Origin of the sequence: Mesorhizobium sp. M1E.F.Ca.ET.063.01.1.1 (assembly GCF_003998155.1) — a bacterium.
Classification (GTDB): Bacteria; Pseudomonadota; Alphaproteobacteria; order Rhizobiales; family Rhizobiaceae; genus Mesorhizobium.
Genome location: NZ_RZSC01001378.1, coordinates 1 through 750, shown reverse-complemented (window position 1 = coordinate 750; position 750 = coordinate 1). Strand labels below are relative to the sequence as shown.

Annotated in this window: 1 protein-coding gene; it reads right to left on the bottom strand. The window is 59.5% G+C overall.

Going from position 1 to position 750, the window contains the following annotated elements:
• Positions 1-246: 246 nt before the first annotated feature.
• The coding region (locus tag EOA29_RS38695) for a methylenetetrahydrofolate reductase (protein ID WP_189479162.1) at positions 247-750 on the bottom strand (504 nt) is incomplete at its 5' end.

Here is a 750-nt window from a genome sequence, read left to right as displayed (position 1 = left end):
GCTCTTAAGAGGAGGCTATGGCATGGGACTGACGAGGCCAATCAACGCATTGATGATTTGTGCAGCGTTCGCATTCATCGGTGCCCTTATCATAGGCGTTCTTCCCTGACCCGCCAAAGCCGGGAAGACAAGCACCGAAAATAGTCCAAACAGTTCGAAAAGGCCGGGTTCCACCCGGCCTTTTCCGTTTCAATCTTTATGCATGTCGTATTCCCAAAACCGCTGCACACTTTTGGGCGACATGCATTAAGCCGCGGCCGATCCGGCCACATCCGCCTCATGCGAGCGGATGCCGATCATGTGGCAGACGGCGAAGACCAGATCGGCGCGGTTCATCGTGTAGAAGTGGAAATCGCTGACGCCGCGTTCGACGAGGTCGAGCACCTGCTCCGCCGCCACCGCGGAGGCAACGAGCGCGTGGGTCTGCGGATCATTCTCGAGCCCTTCGAAGCGTTCGGCCAGCCATGCCGGCACCAGCGCGCCGCAGCGCGAGGAGAAATTGGCGACCTGGGTGAAACTATGCACCGGCAGGATGCCCGGCACGATCGGGATGTAGATGCCGGCGCGCCGCGCCCGCTCGACATAGCGTTCGTAAAGGTCGTTGTCGAAGAAGAACTGGGTGATCGCCCGCGTCGCGCCGTTGTCGACCTTGCGCTTCAGCATGTCGATGTCGGTGGCGAAGTCCGGACTTTCCGGATGTTTTTCCGGATAGGCCGAGACCGATATGTCGAAATCGCCGACGCTTTTCAG